The following is a 17,802-nucleotide window of genomic DNA, read 5'->3' on the forward strand; positions in this document are numbered from 1 at the left end:
CTCGTTCTGTGACCTGTTTGACTGCTTCAATCTTGAATTCTTCTGTATATCGCTTTGCACTCATAACACCTCCGTTAACCTATAAATTTATAGGCTCAGATGTGTCTAGTAAAGCCGGGGCGATTCAAATATTGCGCGCAGCGGCAATGACATATTGCAGGTCAGCCGAGCCATCCTCGCCTGAAGGTGTGCCAACCGCAATCATTTGCACCAGTCCGTGCGCAACACTCTCTGCAACGTCGGTCGTAAAACTCAATCGTCTGGCGTCAACATTACTATTAATTAGCCCTTCCAGGCCCGGCTCATAGATTGGCACTCCGCCCTGTTGAAGAATACCGATCTTGCGTGCATCCACATCGAGACAAACTACATCGTTTCCTAATTCGGCAAGACACACTGCGGAAACTAGGCCCACATAACCTGAACCCACTACAGTAATTTTCATTACAAACTATCCATTATTTTTAAAATTTTAATAAGTCATAGCAAGACCATCTTTTAAACTGATCTTCGCGAGCCAGTCAAAGCTACTCAACGCGATCACATGTCAGTCACCGATACCTATTCCAATCGAGTAGATGACAAAATAACTATACGGTTGATCGTCCAAAATATAAGAACAACTGCCTCAGGAAACTCTAAATCACAACACGTATTACAAAAATTATCAAACTCTGCGATTTACGGCAATATAGTTTGTCGTGGCAAAAAACTCTTCGCTTTCGGCGTAACGCTGAATTTTTTGCACTCCGATCGGAGTGATTCTAAACAGATCAAAATTTTGGTCTTTGAAGAAATACCAAAAATCCTGGAAGTACGTGTGAGTATCAATATTGCATCCGCCAAACTCAAATTGAACGATCCTCGTTTGGTGAAGTGCAGTGCCAAAACCATTTAACGCATTAAGCTCATGACCTTCGATATCAATTTTTACAATATCTAAGCGTCTTTTATTTAAGCGATCTTTCCAATAGTCTTCAAATCGTACTGTTTGGATTGTTTCTTGATGTGAAAAATCTATATTGAAATGCTCAAGCTTACGTTTAGTCAAACTACCAAGGCCAGAACCAGGCTGGTTCGCGAATAAGCTTGCTGTACCTTCAGCATCAGAGACAGCATAAGGGACAAGCTTCACAAGCTCATCGTTGCCAAAACGTGCTTTCAGTTTTTGTACATTTGTTGCCGAAGGTTCAAAAGTATGTATCTCCAAACTCGGATACCGTCTTCTCAATTCAGCAGTGTAATTTCCAACATTTCCACCAATATCTACTCCAAGCTGAGGAACCAGGTCCAGCAACTGCAGGACAAGTTTGACTTCCTGTTCTATTGTTGCAGCTCCATATCCTTTCCCTTGCATAGCAGTTGCAGTTCGTTCCAGTAACTTTGCAAATTTGAAAATGTAATTTTTAAATGCAGGCATTATTGATTTTCTTTATGTACAAATGACAATGGTTTCACATTGAGTTGATCCCGATAAGACGACAGATTAAATCATCACTCAACCGCTACTATCTCGGCAAAACTAGGATCTATCCCGCTGGGAAAAACTAATTTACTTTTCCATCCAAGCCAATATTTTGGCGAAAAAACTTTTTTTCTATTTTTCATTAAATATGCTGCCCACCATGAATATGAACTATTAGACATAATTCCATACTCGCATAACGTAATAATCGAGAAATCAACAAACATTGAATTTTTCGACACGATTTTGTTCTGCACATATTCAAAGTAATGCTCTACAAATTCAGAATCATCAGTCAGAAAAACAAAATAAGGATTCTCAATATTTTCTTCATACCATTTAATTGTGTTTCGATAATAAGAAACTGGTAGGGCAACCCCCCTTTTTCCTAAAACCTCATACTCAACATAATCACCTCGTCTCACATGTACAAAAATTATATTGTGATTTTGGGGAGTGGAAGATAAGAAGATTTTTGCTTTTTCCAGATGTTTTTTATTTATAGAAAAATCGTCTTTAATTGACTCTTTGAAAAAATTTTCTGATTGGGCAAAACATGGATAAATATATGTAATGGGAAGTAATCCTTTACTTCCGATGAATGTTGCATCCTCCAAAATAAAACCATTTTCAAGGTAGCAATTTACTTTATAGCTTGAAATGAGTTTGAATTTCGAAAGAACATGTAACGACGGAACAAAAAGTCTACGTATTAAAGCCTTGACGTATCTATTTCTAATATTTATCAAATTTGGAGCTGATTCCATCAACTCTAAAAGCGCATCAAAATTAAAAGAAATGATTAGTCTCTGCTTCTCTACTAAAGATTTTATAAAGGCATATTGAAATAATTGATTTCCTAGCCTGCCGTCACCGAAAAAAAATACCATTTTCTTCCCAATAAAACTTCGCTTCACTCTTCACATTAACTTTTTAAACATAAAAAGTCCCGTTCCAAATCCACGCTCTGGAACAAAATTATCGATCAACTCATATCCATATTGATATTTTTCTTCCAATAACTCGAAGTCATGAAAAAGACTCAAAATGTAGTCTCTTGTAAACGCTCTATGAGCATTGAAGTAAACTGTATTAGATGAATCAACTGGCACGCTAAACAAGATCACTCCCCCAATACTCAATACTCTTTTCAACTCTAGAATTGATTTTTCACTACCAAGTGAATCAATGGGGTCACCATACCTACCAAGACCTATATGCTCCACTACGCAGAGACTAGAAATGGAATCAATAGAATTGTCTTCAAATGGAAGATCAAGAATTGAACCCTTAATAAAATTAAGATTGGGTAACTCTAGAGGAAGGGGGCGAATATCAACCATTGTTATTGGAACAAATTGAGACAAAATGCCAATTGTTTTTGCTGAACTGCCTACGTCGAAATGATATTTAGGTTTGAGCTCGAAAATTTTTCTAGCCATCCACGTATCTTGAAAAAAGTAGACAGGGTCCATTGGAGTAAGCGATGTTTTATCGTTTAAACAGGGGAAAAATTTAAAAGTAATAAAATTACTATTGAATGTCTTTTTTATTTTGAAATAATTTTCAAAGTACCAAAATATATTTTTAAGATCGCTTAGTCTAAATTCATGATTCAAAATAAATGCGACTCTAAAGTAAATTGCTTTAGCAAGATTATTGTTTTTTAAAAAATTTCTTAACATGATTTTCTCTTTGGATTCATGAATAGCATGCTTGCCATCATTATCTTAAAATTCTCCCTCGTTTTACCATAACAAAAATCTAGTAGAAATGTCGCGACAAAGAAAGATACGAGTGACGCAAAAATGGCGCCTTTTGAATGGTAAATAGGGATTAACAAATAATTTAATAAGACATTTACCACCGCACCGATAATTAGAGTGATTAGAGCATATCTTGTCAAATTTTCAGCCATTAAATATGCGCCTCTTGCAGCACCATAATTTGTAAAAAACAGCCTCAAAGCCATGAGTGAAAACAGGTAGCCAGCGGGAGCATAAGCATCTTTATATAAAAATATTACTATTTCGTTCCCAAAAAAATAAATTGGTATCGCAACACCTAAAAATAAAAGCATCATGAATTTGTATAGATGCGAAAGTCGGTCTTTATACACAGATACAGACATATTTTTTGCATTTACGATGGCTGGAAAAAGCGAGGTGGTTAATATCATCGGAATAAAGCTAAAAATCTCAATCAAGCGCATGGCGGAGCTGTAATAACCCACCTCAGCATTACCGACCAAGGCTTTTAACATCACTTGGTCTATGCGCGCTTGAATCATCAATACAAATCCACTCAAAATCAAAGGCCAACTATCTCTTAGAAGGTTTTTGGCCAGAGGTAAATCAAAATACTTAAAGAAATTTCCATGTCGTTGATATCGATATGCAAGGTATAGCGAAACAGCAAGCGTGGCCTGATCGATCAAACTGACCGCTACAAACCACAATAAATCAGCTCCTGTAAGAACAAGATAAATTTTTAGCAGAGAGGAAAGGACTAATTGGGTTATCCGGCAGAGTGAAACGAACTTGGAAAGGACTTTGGATTGAAAATAAAAATCTACAACTTCAAAAGATTGGAAAATTGAGCCGCTAGCAATGATAAGAATATATAGATTCGTAAGGTGATCATTCTCTGTATATTGCACGGCAAGCGTCACAGCACCAAGGGTTAATAATGCGCCCCCTAATTTCAACCAAAATGCTGTGCCCAAATATATGTCTCTCTGGTTCGGGTCACGTACCAAGTCACGAACCACAATACTATCTAACCCTAACTTGGCAACACTACTAAATATGCTTACAAAGGCGATTGCATAGCTGAATACACCGTATTGTTCGGGTCCCAAATAACGCGCAACCCAAATACCCACAAACAAGCCTGCCGCCATGCGTAATACTTGTTCTGCAAACATCCAAGACGTGTTCTCAAAATAGCGGCGAAAACCTTGATGGCTTTTAACGTTATTAAAATATTGCCGGATAAGGCGTGACATACTCGTCACAGCCCAATACAGCAATACTTCAGGCTCACCACTAAAACCCGACTCATACAACCCGGACCAATGACTACAATTCTCATTGCAAACTATCCAATGCTTTGAAATTTTGATATGCCATTTCCAGACCATCCTTTAAACTAATTTTTGCGTGCCAGCCAAGTTTGTTCAACTTGCTCACATCCATGAGTTTGCGCATAGTGCCATCTGGCTTGGAGATATCCTGTACAAATTTTCCGCGATAACCCACAACATCAGCAATCAATTCCGCCAACTGGCGAATAGACAAATCCTCCCCAGAGCCAATATTAATTAACGGACAGGAAGATGCGTGGACAAGCTGCTCATATGCCGCACCTTCCATATTCGCAAGAAAAATCAAAGCTGCAGCAAGGTCATCTACATAAAGAAATTCACGCTTGGGAGTACCACTCCCCCAAAGCACAACTTCATTTTCCTGAGTTTCTTTTGCTTCGTGCATCTTCCGTATCAATGCAGGTAAAACATGAGAATTATCAAGATTGTAGTTGTCGCCAGGACCATAGAGGTTGGTCGGCATCGCTGCCAGCCATTTCGTGCCATATTGCCGGTTGTAAGCCCAGCACATTTCCACACCAGCGATCTTGGCCAAGGCATAAGGCCGATTGGTCGCTTCGAGCGGACCAGTCAGTAAATATTCTTCTTTGATAGGTTGCGGGCAGTCACGCGGATAAATACATGAGCTTCCAAGGAATACCAATCGCTCTACGTTTGTCTTATACGCCGCACGAAAAACGTTTACCTCGATCAATAGGTTATCCATCAGAAAATCAACGGGGTAAATATTATTGGCGTGTATGCCGCCAACCTTGGCAGCAGCCAAAAATACTACTTCCGGCTTTTCCTGTTCGAAAAATTGGTTGGTTGCAGTCGCGTCTTCCAGATCGAGCTCCGCGTGCGTCCGCATTACAAGATTGGAGTAACCCTGCCGTTGCAACTCGCGCACGATTGCGCTACCTGCGAGGCCACGATGGCCGGCGATGTAAATTTTGGTTTTCTTATCCATCACCTGTTACTCGTGAGCCTTGAATGTCGCGTAACCGTGCTTTCTGGTCAGCTCATCACGCTCGGCACTCTTCAAATCTTCGCGCACCATTTCGCTAACCAGTTCAGCAAAAGTAATCTTCGGTGTCCAGCCTAGCTTAGTCTTGGCCTTGGACGCGTCACCCAGCAAGGTTTCTACTTCGGTCGGACGAAAGTAACGCGGATCGACCGCGACCACACATTTGCCGTTGGCGTCAAAGCCTTTCTCTTCTTCGCCTGTGCCTTGCCAAGTGATCTCGATGCCCAACTCCTTGGCTGCGGCATTGACGAAGTCGCGCACACTATATTGCACGCCGGTTGCGATGACAAAATCTTCCGGCTTATCTTGCTGCAACATCAGCCATTGCATTTCGACATAATCCTTCGCATGACCCCAATCACGTAACGAATCCATGTTGCCAAGGTACAAACACTCTTGCAGGCCAAGTTTGATCCGAGCCAGTGCACGCGTGATCTTGCGCGTAACGAAGGTCTCGCCGCGAATCGGGCTTTCGTGATTGAACAGAATGCCGTTACAGGCGTAGATTCCGTAGGCTTCACGATAATTGACAGTGATCCAATATGCGTAGAGCTTGGCTACAGCATAAGGGCTGCGAGGGTAGAAAGGCGTGGTTTCCTTCTGCGGTGTTTCTTGCACCAGACCATACAATTCAGAAGTGGATGCTTGATAGAATTTGGTCTTCTTCTCAAGACCGAGAATACGAATCGCTTCAAGGATACGCAATGCACCTAATGCATCAGAGTTCGCCGTATATTCAGGCTCCTCGAACGACACCGCGACGTGACTCTGCGCGGCAAGGTTATAGATTTCGTCCGGCTGCACCTTCTGGATGATCCGGGTCAGGCTGGAAGAATCGGTCATATCGCCGTGATGCAGGAAAAACGGCTTACCCGTTTCATGAATATCATGGAACAAATGATCAATACGCGCAGTATTAAAAAGTGAGCTGCGACGCTTGATGCCGTGTACTTCATAGCCCTTGTCCAGCAGTAGTTCGGCGAGGTAAGCGCCATCTTGTCCGGTAACGCCAGTAATCAATGCAACTTTACGCATGGCTATCTTCTTAAATTAGGTTAAACACGACCATAGCGATCTTCAAGGCGAACGATATCGTCCTCCCCCAGATAATCACCTGTTTGGACTTCGATCATCACACAATCAACGACGCCAGGGTTGGTCAGTCGGTGCGCAGTACCGGCAGGAATATACGTGGATTCGTTGCGCTGGACAAGGATGTCGTGCTCGCCATTAATAACCTTTGCCGTACCTGACACAACGACCCAATGTTCACTTCGGTGATGATGCATCTGCAACGAAAGACTAGCACCGGGCTTGACAACTATGCGCTTGAGTTTGAAGCCAACGCCCTCTTCAAGGACAGTGTAAGTTCCCCATGGGCGATGGGTTGTCCGATGGTGCTGTACCGTGGCATGGGAAAGTAGCTTTAGACGGGTAACAACGGACTTCACATCTTGCGCGCGCGAGTTATGCGCAATCAACAGCGCATCAGGAGTATCGACTATCAACAAATTATCAACGCCAATCACGGCAATCATGCGTGAATCGCTTTGAACGTAACAATTATCGGTGTCTACCAATACCGTCTCACAACTAATACGGTTGCCGCGATCATCAGGTGCAACCAATTGTGCCAATGCAGACCAGGATCCTATGTCGCTCCAATCAAAGCTGACGGGTACCACAGCGACTTTAGCGGCACGTTCCATCACTGCATAATCAATTGAAATATCAGGTACTAGCGAAAACGCCGTTGCATCAAGAACCGCTGGGTCTTTGTCGAAAGCAGTAGCAGCAAAGGTGCGCTCCACGGCGTTCAATACGGTAGGCGCACAATCCTGCAAGGCGGCTAACATCGCACCTGCCGTAAAGCAGAACATACCTGAATTCCAAGTGAACCGTCCTGAGGTAATGTACGCCTTGGCGGTATCAAGATTTGGTTTTTCTACAAAATGCGCGACTTTATAGCCACTGGTATCGACAACTGAATCGCTGCTTTCTATATAGCCGTAACCGGTTTCTGGCGCAGTCGGCTGTATGCCAAATGTGACAAGCCAGCCTTGTTCTGCCAAGACCGTTGCGGCACTTACCGCTTGCGCAAAGGATGATTGATCATTAATTAAATGGTCTGCAGGCAAAATCAGGAGGACGGTGTCTTCGCCATATTTGCGCGCGGCATGCAAGGCGGCAGCGGCAATTGCGGGCGCAGTATTACGACCGACGGGTTCCAGCAAGTAGTCATGAACGATGGATTTTCTGCCAGCCACAGCGGATTCTGCGTTTGACTCGTACTCATCGCGCGTCAGGAAATAGTAATCGCGATTAGTTACCGTCAGGACATTCTGCACGCCGGGCAAGCCGATGGCACGTTTGAGCGTCTTCAATAGAAGAGTTTCACCATCCGGCAATGCAATAAACGGCTTGGGTAAAGCTTCGCGTGAGACTGGCCACAAACGGGAACCGGCGCCGCCGGAAAGAATAACGGGAAGAAGCATCTAAATAACTTTCAGTCATGCTAAAAATACGGTTGCGGTATTTTAGTCGATTGACAAGCCATTTACTGCATTGAAAAAGAATTAATAGAACGCAATTAACATTGGAAAACGGCGATTTCAGCCACTATTTAACAGCTCCCGGTTCTAGTTCTCCAATGCCCGGACCATATCGCCATCGGTCGAGTTCTTGTCGAATCGCACAATAAACGTACTCCCCGCCTCCGGCTGTGATTCAATCGCCAGCACCGCCCCATGCCGCAACAGCACATGCTTGACAATTGCCAGGCCCAAGCCAGTCCCCTGTGTTTCGCGGGAACGGCTCTTGTCGACACGGTAAAAACGCTCTGTCAAACGCGCAATATGTTCGGCACGAATACCGATACCGCTATCTTTGACTGAAAACTGCGGGCCAGCTTCGGTGTTTTTCCATTTGATGTCGATACGACCACCCGCCGGCGTGTAACGTACCGCGTTGGAGACGAGATTGCTGAAGGCGCTGCGCAATTCATCGGTACTGCCTTCAATATCAGGACCATCTATCATCAAGGAAATTTCATGACGGCCGCCGGATAAGGCGTCTGCTTCCTGCTTGATCTGATCCAGCAGGTTATGAATATTGACATGCTCGGGGCGCACCGGGTAGTCGATGGATTCCAGTCTGGTCAGCGTCAGCATGTCTTCGACCAGATTTTGCATGCGCTGGCCCTGCTCTATCATCAGCTTCAGATGCGACATGCGTATAGTCTGGTCCAGATCGGGTTGAGTCTGGGCGATTTCCAGGAAGCCATTGATCACGGTCAGCGGCGTGCGCAATTCGTGTGAGGCATTGGCGATGAAGTCGCGGCGCATCATTTCGATACGATCGTTTTCCGTCGCGTCATGTGTCACCAGAATCTGGCGGCGATTTTCGAACGGGATGATGTGCACGATCAGCTTACGATCTTTGAGGCTGAGCGTGAGTGGCTGTTCGTAACGACCGAGGATGATGTAGTCGATAAAGTCCGGACTGCGTATCAGATTGGTGACGCGCATGCCTTTATCGCGACTGTTGTTGAGGCCCAGATGGCGCTCTGCGGCAGGATTGCACCACTCCAGGAAGAGCACGTCATCCATGATGACGACACCATCCGGCAACAGACTCATCGCTTGGCGGAAGCGTGCCAGCCATTCGGTCAGTTCGGTGCGGTTGCGTTCGTCATCGCGGCGCAGGCGGTACAGGCGCGAGAAGATGTCTGTCCATGCACCCCACCCATCCGGCAGCTTTTCGCTGTCTGGATGGTCCAGCCAGGCGCTTAACAGGTAGAGATATTTGAGTTGGATGACGATCAGTGCGATCAGGCATATCAAGCCAATAGACAAGCCGATGATCGGACCGAAGAAATACCAGCAAATGCCGGATGCAATAAGAATAAAGGATAACCGCAGCGTGGCGGGTATCCAGAACAGCAACTGAGGATTCATAGACGGCTTGCTTGCGCTTATTTTTCTGAGAGCATATAGCCTACACTACGCACCGTTTTGATCAAGCTTTCTGCATCCTTCAATGCCTTGCGCAGGCGCAGAACGTGCACATCGACCGTGCGTTCTTCGATCACGACGTGATCGCCCCAGACCTTGTCCAATAACTGGCTGCGCGAAAACACGCGGTCGGGATGCGCCAGGAAAAATTTCAGCAGCTTGAATTCGGCATGGCCGATGTCGATTTTTTCATCGTTCATGCTGACGCTGCAGCTGATCGGGTCGAGACTGATGTTCCCGGCAGTCATCAAGGTTTGCGAATGCTCAGGCGTCTTGCGACGCAACAGCGCGTTGATACGCGCGGTCAGTTCTCGTGGTGAAAATGGCTTGGTGACATAATCGTCGGCACCGTTATCGAGGCCGGCAATCTTGTCTTCTTCCATGCTTTTTGCTGTCAGCATGATGATCGGCAGCTCGTTGAACTGCCGGTCGGCACGTATTCGCGACAGCAGGCGCAAGCCGCTTTGATCCGGCAACATCCAGTCCAGCAAAATCAGTTGAGGCAGGCGTTGCTGGATAAAATCCCATGCTTCACCGGCAGTTTGTACCGCCGCGACATTCCAGCCTGCGCCCTTCAATGTGAACGTCACCAATTCAATAATCGGTGGTTCGTCCTCAACAATCAGTATCGTTGGTTTTTCAGCTGCCATATATTAGTTGGAGGTACGATCTTCCAGTTGTGTTGCTGCATAGTCGGTATGACGAATATCCTTGCCTTCGACAATGTAGATCACGTATTCGGCAATATTCTTAGCATGGTCGCCGATGCGTTCGATGGCCTTGGCCACCCACAGCGTATCCAGCGCGCCGGAAATGGTGCGAGGATCTTCCATCATGAAAGTGATCAGGGTGCGCATGATGGAGCGGAATTCGAAATCGACTACCTCATCCTGTGCGATCAACTTGATCGCCTGCTTGCCGTCGAGACGGGCAAAGGCGTCCAGCGCATCACGCAACATATTGCTGGCGCTGATCGACATCACACGTATGGTTTCGTAATGATTGATGGTCGTGACACCGCGTTCGGTAATGCTTTTTGCCGCCCGCGCAATCTTGGTCGATTCGTCGCCTATGCGTTCCAGATCGGTGATGACCTTGATGGTGGCCATCACGGTTCGCAAGTCGTTGGCCGCCGGCTGGCGTTTGACGATCAGGTGGCTGCAGGCATCGTCCAGCGATACTTCCAGGTTATTGACGCCCTCATCCGACTTGATGACTTGCTCGGCTTGCGCAATATTTCCTGTTCTAAAACAGGAAAGTGCATCTTGAAACTGGCTTTCAACAAGACCGCCCATGGCCAATACCTTGGAACGGATGGTTTCCAGATCCATGTCGTATTGCTTGGAAGAGTGTTCGCCTGGCATCAGGTTTCTCCTAATTGGAATATAAACTGTGTTCTATTAAATGGTCACGTGCAATGCATCTGATATGCAGTCGCACATTGCTGTTTTTTGTTCTTATACCGTTTTTTACTGATCGATCAGCCGAAACGACCGGTGATGTAATCCTGCGTATCTTTCTTGTTCGGGTTCATGAAGATCTGATCGGTTTCACCGAATTCGACCAACTCGCCCAGATACATGTACGCGGTGTAATCCGAACAACGCGCCGCTTGCTGCATATTGTGCGTGACGATCGCGATGGTGTAATCGCCCTTGAGCTCACTGATCAGTTCTTCGATCTTCGCAGTCGAAATCGGATCCAGCGCCGAGGTCGGTTCATCCAGCAGCAAGACATCCGGCTTGACAGCGACACCGCGCGCGATACACAGGCGCTGCTGTTGACCACCCGACAGGCTCAGGCCGCTCTTGTGCAGCTTGTCTTTGACTTCGGTCCACAAGGCAGCCTTGTTCAATGCCCATTCGACACGCTCGTCCATCTCGCCCTTAGGCAGGTTTTCATACAAGCGCACGCCGAAAGCGATGTTGTCATAGACCGACATCGGGAACGGTGTCGGCTTCTGGAACACCATGCCGACCTTGGCGCGCAACATGTTGACGTCCTGGCCTGGCTCGAGAATGTTCTTGCCGTGGTACATGATCTCGCCTTCCGCGCGCTGGCCCGGATACAGGTCATACATGCGATTGAAGGTGCGCAGCAATGTTGATTTGCCACAGCCGGACGGACCGATGAAGGCGGTCACTTTTTTATCTTCAATGCTCAGATTGATATTTTTCAGGCCCTGGAACGCGCCGTAATAAAAATTGAGGTTTCTGATATCCAGCGTTTTTTTGCCGGTGGTATTCAAAGACGTTTGAGTAGTCATAGCGTTCGCTTTGGAAAAATCAGTTATTAATTTTTTGATTGAACAAGGTGCGGGATGCAATGTTCAATGCCAGTACGCTGAAGGTAATCAGCAATGCGCCGCCCCATGCCAGTGAGCGCCAGTTATCATATGGACTCATCGCAAACTGGTAAATCACTACCGGCAGATTGGCCATAGGCGCGTTCATATTGGTGCTGTAGAACTGGTTGTTCAATGCGGTGAACAGCAAGGGGGCGGTTTCGCCAGAGATGCGCGCAACTGCCAGCAGTACGCCTGTAATGACGCCGGCCTTGACCGCCCGCAAACGCACGAAGGTCGCAACACGCCAGCGCGGAGCACCGAGTGCAAATGCTGCTTCACGCAGGCTGGTTGGGACCAAACCCAACATATTGTCGGTCGTACGCACCACCACCGGGATTGCAATCAAGGAAATCGCAAAGCTACCTGCCCAACCAGAGAAATGTTTGACGTTCGCCACATAGATTGCATAGATGAACAAGCCAATCACGATCGATGGTGCGGACAACATGATGTCGGTAACGAAGCGCGTAACTTTGGCAAACCAGCTGACTTCGCCGTATTCCGCCAGATAAATACCCGCCAGAATTCCGATCGGTGTGCTGATGAATACCGCTGCGCCCACCATGAACAGACTGCCGACAATCGCATTCATCAAACCGCCGCCTTCACTGCCTGGTGCCGGTGTGGTTTGCGTGAAAATCGCCCAGTTGATCGCACCGACGCCTTTGATCACCAACGTGAACAGAATCCACATCAGGAAGAACAAGCCGACAATCATCGCCAGGAAAGACAAGGCAATGCCGATGCGATGAATCAACAAACGTTTGCGATAGACCGGATTCATAGCTTCTTTCAAAACGTCTGCTTTTGATCCGTCTGCTTTTAATGTCGTACTCATTTCGCACCCTCCTTGCGGGACATACCCATCAGCATAATTTTTGCAGCGGACAGAACGATAAAGGTGATCACAAACAGGATCAGACCGAGTGCAAACAGGGAAGAAACGTGCAATACCGATTCGGCCTCGGCAAATTCGTTTGCCAGCGTTGATGCAATACTGTTACCGGCAGAAAACAGCGACCACGACAGTTTGTGTGCGTTACCGATGACGAAGGTAATCGCCATGGTTTCACCGAGTGCACGACCGAGGCCCAGCATCACACCACCGACTACGCCGATGCGGGTATAAGGCAATACCACCTTGCGAACGACTTCCCACTTGGTGCAACCCAGTGCGTAAGCGGATTCTTTTAATACTGGAGGTACGATCTCGAATACGTCACGCATCACCGATGCGATAAACGGAATGATCATGACCGCCAGGATGATGCCGGCGGCCAGGATACCGATACCCATTTGCGGGCCCTTGAACAAATTGCCGATGACCGGCAAATGCCCAAGTGTGGAAGCCAGTGCTGGCTGGATGTAATCCGAGAACAAGGGAGCAAATACAAACAGGCCCCACATACCGTAGATGATGCTCGGCACACCGGCCAGCAACTCAACTGCGGTACCCAGCGGACGCTTCAACCATGCCGGGCAAATCTCTGTGAGGAATAATGCAATGCCGAAGCTGATCGGGAAAGCGATCAGCAAAGCGATGAATGAGGTAACCAAGGTGCCGACGATGGCAATCGCTGCGCCGTATTGATCGTTGACGGGATCCCATTCAACGCTGGTTATAAACGGCAAACCGAATTCTTTTAAAGCTGGCCATGCACCGATCATCAGGGAGGCGATGATACCGAGCAGGACGAATAACACGCTTAACGCAAAGATGAACGTTATTTTATGAAAAAGGAAATCTTGAAGCCGCTGCTTGCGCATCGTGGCCATCAGCGCTTTGCTGAATATGCCGCCTTCACTATTTTCTTTGTCAGGACTCATGGCGTGGGCAGAAAGTGCGTTAGGAGTTGCGCTCATAATATTTGGTAGTTAAGTAGAGCTGCAGCCATTTGGCTGCAGCTCTGTGTAACATTAGACAGCGTGTGTATCAGTTCTTACCAAACAGCCTTGCCAGAAGCATCTTTCAGATTTGCTTTCCAAGCGTCCTGCACCAGCTTGACAACAGGAGGTGGCATAGCAACATAGTCCAGCTCGGTAGCCATTGCGCCACCGTTTTTGTAAGACCACTCAAAGAATTTCAATACTTCTTTAGCGCGCTCAGCCGATGCTTGCGATTTGTGCATCAAGATGAACGATGCACCAGTGATAGGCCAGCTGGCTTTGCCTGGCTGGTTGGTCAACACAACTTCCATGCCTGGTGTTTTCGCCCAATCTGCGCCTGCAGCTGCTGCCTTGAAGGTTTCATCGTCTGGTTGCACGAATTGACCGTCACGGTTTTTCACTTGGGTGTGCGACATTTTGTTCTTGTGCGCGTAAGCGTACTCAACATAGCCGATCGAACCCTTGATACGTTGTACGTTAGCTGCAACGCCTTCGTTACCCTTGCCGCCCACGCCAGCCGGCCATTTTACTGCCGTACCTGCACCAACAACAGACTTGAATTCAGCATTGGTTTTCGACAGGAAATCGGTCCACAGGAACGTGGTACCAGATCCGTCCGAACGGTGAACAACGGTAATGTCTTGGTCAGGCAATTTCACACCTGGATTCAAGGCGGTGATTTGACCGTCGTTCCATTTGGTTACTTTGCCGAGATAGATGGCAGCCAGCACATCAGGCGTCATTTTCATTTGACCTGGCGTCACACCTTCCAGATTCACGATAGGCACTACACCACCCATGATGGCTGGGAACTGGATCAAGCCTTCTGATTCCAGCTCTGCTGCCTTCAAAGGCATGTCAGATGCGCCGAAATCGACGGTTTTTGCCTTGATTTGCTTGATGCCGCCGCCGGAGCCGATGGATTGATAGTTCAAACCAATGCCGGTTGCTGCTTTATATGCCTCAGCCCATTTGGCATACATTGGGTATGGGAAGGTTGCACCGGCACCGGTAATATCGGCAGCCACTGCAGACGAGAAAGCCATTGCTGCACCTGCAGCAACTACGGCGGTTTTCACAAATTGATTCAATCGCATATCTGCTCCTTAGGGGTTATCTAAATAAGACAATGCGGACTGTAGCGAACAATTATGACAGCTTTATGACTTGCCAAAAATGATGTCATAAACTTGATCATACGCAAAAAAGACTGTCATTAAGTTGTCATAATGGGCCTCTACACTCTGCGGAATTACCAATGGCCAAAGTCAAGAAAATGCTCAAGAAAGCTGCTGTAGAAGCCGTCTCTGCTCCCATCCTGCCTAAAAGTGCAATATATTTGAATCGGGAGTTATCGCAGCTGGCATTTAACCGTCGCGTCCTGGCGCAAGCAGAAAATCCAGCCGTCCCTTTGCTGGAACGCCTGAAGTACTTGTGTATTGTGAGTAACAATCTGGATGAATTGTTTGAGGTCAGGATTGCCAGTCTATTGGCAAATAATCATGTCGATGGCGAATTCGTCGAGGCGCCGGCCCTTTCTGCCGCGCTGGCTATCGCTGGTGCCGAATGTCATCAAATCGTCGAACGCCAGTATCGGGTATTGAATGAAGATGTACTGCCACAACTGGCCAGGCAAGGGATCCATTTATTACGCGATCAGGACCGTAACGAGGCGCAGCGGGCCTGGGTCAAATCCTATTTCGACCGCGAAGTGCGGCCGCTGCTGACACCTATCGGCCTCGATCCTGCACATCCCTTCCCGCAAGTCGTCAACAAGAGCTTGAACTTCATCGTTGAACTGTCTGGCAAGGATGCCTTCGGTCGCGGTACTGCGATCGCGATCCTGAAGGCGCCGCGCGTTTTGCCGCGCGTCATACAGTTGCCGCCAGAATTATCGAAAAACGGCATTTCCTTCTGCCTGCTGTCTTCTGTCATTCACGCCCATATCAATGACCTGTTCACGGGGCGCGAAGTACTGGCCTATTCGCAATTCCGCGTGACCCGCAATAGTGACTTGTGGGTAGATGAAGAAGAGGTGAAGAATCTGCGTCAGGCGCTGCAAGGCGAACTACAAAGCCGTAATTTCGGCGTCGCCGTACGCTTGGAGGTCGCCAAGAATTGCCCGCCGCATCTTTCACAGTTCTTGCTGGAGCAATTCTCCATCGACAAAAACCGTCTATACGCGGTCGATGGTCCGGTCAATATGGTGCGCCTGTCCGAGTTGATCGACCATGTCACCAAGCCTGAGTTGCGCTTCCCGCCCTACTCGCCCATGTATCCGTCCAAGCTGTCAAATGCAGACTTGTTCGGCGTCATAGGCAAGCACGATGTGCTGCTGCATCATCCGTTCCAGTCATTTCAGCCGGTCCTCGATTTCATCCGCAGTGCGGCGCATGATCCTGATGTCGTTGCGATCAAGCAGACGATTTACCGTACCGGCATGAACTCGGACCTGATGGAGTCGCTGATCATTGCGGCACAACGCGGCAAGGAAGTCACCGTCGTCGTCGAATTGATGGCGCGCTTCGATGAAGAAGCGAATATCAACTGGGCCGACAGGCTGGAGCGTGCAGGCGCCCAAGTCGTGTACGGCGTGGTCGGATTAAAAACTCATGCCAAGCTGGCGCTGGTGATACGCCGCGAAGAAGGCGCACTGCGCTATTACGCACATCTGGGCACCGGCAATTACCATCCAAGCACCACCAAGTTTTATACCGACTTCGGTGTGCTGACGGCCAACCCGGTAATCGCTACCGAGGTCAATGAAGTCTTCATCCATTTGACCAGCCTGACCAAGCCGAAAACGTTGCATCATCTGTGGCTCGCGCCATTTGCCTTGCAAAAGGAATTCATCAAGGCGATCCGTAACGAAGCAAAAATTGCCAAGGCCGGCAGACCTGGCCGCATCATCGCCAAGATGAATGCCTTGCTGGATGAGTCGGTGATTCGTGCGCTGTATGCAGCATCCGCCGATGGCGTGAAAATCGATCTGATCGTACGCGGTGCCTGTGCCTTGCGACCGGGCGTAGCGGGCCTGTCGGAAAATATACGGGTACGCTCCATCGTCGGCCGCTTCCTCGAACACAGTCGTATCTATTACTTCCGCAATGACCTCAAGCATGACGTTTATCTGTCCAGCGCAGACTGGATGAACCGCAATCTGTTCCGACGTATTGAAGTCGCGTTCCCGATTCTGGACCCGATCTTGAAAAAACGTGTGATTGCGGAAGGACTGGATCCTTACCTCAAGGACAATACGAATTCGTGGGAGCTGGATTCAAACGGCGTCTACCAAAAACGCAAGCCACGCGGCAAATCCAGCGCGTTCAGCGCTCAACAACATTTGATGCAAGTTCTAGGCACCCCTGTGGAGTGATTCCTATCCCGTTTCATTGATGACACTGCGTCGGCCTCCTCACTCGCTATTGGCCCTGCCAAATTAGAATTGGAGTAAAAACATGGAATTGATCTTGTGGCGACATGCAGAAGCAGAAATGGGAGAGCCTGACGAGGGCCGCGCATTGACGGCAAAAGGCCACAAGCAAGCATGGAAAATGGCTGAGTGGCTGGATCATAATCTGCCCAACAGCTGCAAAATCCTGGTCAGCCCGGCCGTGCGCGCGGTACAGACTGCGGAAGCGCTGGGTCGCAAGTTCAAGATCGTCGACGATCTGGCACCCGATTCCACCGCAGAAAAAATCCTCGCCGCCGCACATTGGCCGGATAGCCGTGAACCTGTGCTGATCGTCGGCCACCAACCTACGCTGGGTCAAGTTGCGTCAACTCTAATTAGCGGTGCCTCGCAGGACTGGACCATACGCAAGGGCAACGTCGTTTGGATAGTACAACGTGAAAAAGGCGAAACATCCGGCAACTATCTGCGCGCTGTAATGGCACCTGATCTACTGGCAAAGTAATCAATTCAAATCTTCATACATAAAAAAGCCGGCAAGTTAAATCGCCGGCTTTTTTATATTT

General features: G+C 47.8%; 16 protein-coding genes and 1 pseudogene. 2 read left to right on the forward strand and 15 right to left on the reverse strand.

All coding sequences use genetic code 11. The features are described 5' to 3' along the window. Positions 1-127: 127 nt before the first annotated feature. The 15 genes and pseudogenes from ACFQO0_RS14670 to pstS all read right to left on the reverse strand — a co-directional run. A pseudogene (locus tag ACFQO0_RS14670) lies at positions 128-445 on the reverse strand (UDP-glucose 6-dehydrogenase); the annotation flags it as partial. Positions 446-667: 222 nt separating this feature from the next. Then, complete coding sequence (locus tag ACFQO0_RS14675; protein WP_382235984.1) at positions 668-1,420, reverse strand: FkbM family methyltransferase; 753 nt, start codon at positions 1,418-1,420, stop codon at positions 668-670. Positions 1,421-1,494: 74 nt separating this feature from the next. Next, positions 1,495-2,355, reverse strand: coding sequence for an alpha-1,2-fucosyltransferase (locus ACFQO0_RS14680; RefSeq protein WP_382235987.1), 861 nt, complete (start codon positions 2,353-2,355; stop codon positions 1,495-1,497). Between the two features lie 30 nt (positions 2,356-2,385). Next, positions 2,386-3,150, reverse strand: coding sequence for a DUF268 domain-containing protein (locus ACFQO0_RS14685; RefSeq protein ID WP_382235990.1), 765 nt, complete (start codon positions 3,148-3,150; stop codon positions 2,386-2,388). After that, positions 3,144-4,472 carry a flippase gene (locus ACFQO0_RS14690; protein WP_382235993.1) on the reverse strand — a complete coding sequence of 443 codons (1,329 nt, stop codon included), beginning with the start codon at positions 4,470-4,472 and terminating at the stop codon, positions 3,144-3,146. The genes ACFQO0_RS14685 and ACFQO0_RS14690 overlap by 7 nt, the downstream gene beginning before the upstream one ends. 82 nt (positions 4,473-4,554) lie before the next feature. Further along, the gene (locus ACFQO0_RS14695) at positions 4,555-5,520 is read right to left on the reverse strand and encodes a GDP-L-fucose synthase family protein (protein WP_382235996.1); all 966 of its coding nucleotides are present in this window, start codon (positions 5,518-5,520) and stop codon (positions 4,555-4,557) included. 6 nt (positions 5,521-5,526) lie between these two features. Next, on the reverse strand, positions 5,527-6,612 hold the full coding sequence (gmd, locus tag ACFQO0_RS14700; protein WP_382235999.1) for a GDP-mannose 4,6-dehydratase: 1,086 nt from the start codon (positions 6,610-6,612) through the stop codon (positions 5,527-5,529). 20 nt (positions 6,613-6,632) lie between these two features. Continuing rightward, positions 6,633-8,072 carry a mannose-1-phosphate guanylyltransferase/mannose-6-phosphate isomerase gene (locus ACFQO0_RS14705; RefSeq protein ID WP_382236002.1) on the reverse strand — a complete coding sequence of 480 codons (1,440 nt, stop codon included), beginning with the start codon at positions 8,070-8,072 and terminating at the stop codon, positions 6,633-6,635. Between the two features lie 144 nt (positions 8,073-8,216). Continuing rightward, positions 8,217-9,533: a phosphate regulon sensor histidine kinase PhoR gene (gene phoR / locus ACFQO0_RS14710; RefSeq protein WP_382236005.1), complete on the reverse strand. Its 1,317-nt coding sequence runs from the start codon at positions 9,531-9,533 to the stop codon at positions 8,217-8,219. Between the two features lie 17 nt (positions 9,534-9,550). After that, entirely contained in the window at positions 9,551-10,240 is a 690-nt protein-coding gene (phoB, locus tag ACFQO0_RS14715; RefSeq protein ID WP_382236008.1) for a phosphate regulon transcriptional regulator PhoB, read from the reverse strand. A 3-nt stretch (positions 10,241-10,243) separates the two neighbouring features. After that, positions 10,244-10,954 (reverse strand): phosphate signaling complex protein PhoU, encoded by a 711-nt coding sequence (gene phoU, locus ACFQO0_RS14720; protein ID WP_382236010.1) that lies wholly within the window; start codon positions 10,952-10,954, stop codon positions 10,244-10,246. Between the two features lie 116 nt (positions 10,955-11,070). Beyond that, the gene (pstB, locus tag ACFQO0_RS14725; RefSeq protein WP_382236013.1) at positions 11,071-11,856 is read right to left on the reverse strand and encodes a phosphate ABC transporter ATP-binding protein PstB; all 786 of its coding nucleotides are present in this window, start codon (positions 11,854-11,856) and stop codon (positions 11,071-11,073) included. A 19-nt stretch (positions 11,857-11,875) separates the two neighbouring features. Continuing rightward, positions 11,876-12,775, reverse strand: a complete 900-nt coding sequence (gene pstA / locus ACFQO0_RS14730; protein WP_382236015.1) for a phosphate ABC transporter permease PstA — start codon at positions 12,773-12,775, stop codon at positions 11,876-11,878. Beyond that, positions 12,772-13,764: a phosphate ABC transporter permease subunit PstC gene (pstC, locus tag ACFQO0_RS14735; RefSeq protein ID WP_382236018.1), complete on the reverse strand. Its 993-nt coding sequence runs from the start codon at positions 13,762-13,764 to the stop codon at positions 12,772-12,774. The genes pstA and pstC overlap by 4 nt, the downstream gene beginning before the upstream one ends. Positions 13,765-13,877: 113 nt before the next feature. Beyond that, positions 13,878-14,921 carry a phosphate ABC transporter substrate-binding protein PstS gene (gene pstS, locus ACFQO0_RS14740; RefSeq protein ID WP_382236021.1) on the reverse strand — a complete coding sequence of 348 codons (1,044 nt, stop codon included), beginning with the start codon at positions 14,919-14,921 and terminating at the stop codon, positions 13,878-13,880. 179 nt (positions 14,922-15,100) lie between these two features. Between pstS and ppk1 the strand changes: the two genes are divergently transcribed. Both ppk1 and sixA read left to right on the forward strand, forming a co-directional pair. Beyond that, positions 15,101-17,200: a polyphosphate kinase 1 gene (gene ppk1, locus ACFQO0_RS14745; RefSeq protein WP_382236488.1), complete on the forward strand. Its 2,100-nt coding sequence runs from the start codon at positions 15,101-15,103 to the stop codon at positions 17,198-17,200. An 82-nt stretch (positions 17,201-17,282) separates the two neighbouring features. Then, positions 17,283-17,741, forward strand: coding sequence for a phosphohistidine phosphatase SixA (sixA, locus tag ACFQO0_RS14750; RefSeq protein ID WP_382236023.1), 459 nt, complete (start codon positions 17,283-17,285; stop codon positions 17,739-17,741). Positions 17,742-17,802 lie beyond the last annotated feature (61 nt).

The sequence above is a fragment of the Herminiimonas aquatilis genome, from assembly GCF_042665175.1.
In the GTDB taxonomy this organism is placed as follows: domain Bacteria; phylum Pseudomonadota; class Gammaproteobacteria; order Burkholderiales; family Burkholderiaceae_D; genus Oxalicibacterium; species Oxalicibacterium aquatilis.